Source organism: Neobacillus niacini (genome assembly GCF_000759675.1).
Classification (GTDB): Bacteria; Bacillota; Bacilli; order Bacillales; family Cytobacillaceae; genus Neobacillus; species Neobacillus niacini_A.
Window position 1 is genome coordinate 1 of the sequence record NZ_BAWM01000140.1, and the last position, 274, is coordinate 274.

Genomic DNA, 274 nt, shown 5'->3' on the forward strand with positions numbered 1-274 from the left:
TTCTCTATTACGTCATGCGGGATTACACCTAGCTGAAGCAAGTTCAGGAAAATGGAAAGGTCAGATTGTCATTTCAAAGCGTGGAAGGTCCAGACTCCGACGATTCCTCTACTTAGCAACTATGAGCCTAGTGATGAATAACCCTGAGTTTAAAGCCCTCCATTCCCATAATGTGAAGGTAAAGAAGTTAAAGAAAATGAAATCAATCATGAAACTGATAGGTAAACTAGCAAGGATTTTTGTAGGAATAGCACGAAGAAATGAGTCTTACTGT

Annotated in this window: 1 protein-coding gene; it reads left to right on the top strand. The window is 39.4% G+C overall.

From position 1 onward, the window contains the following. Window positions 1-274 (top strand): transposase (locus TR08_RS26020; RefSeq protein WP_045523232.1); only part of this gene is annotated, 274 nt, incomplete at both ends.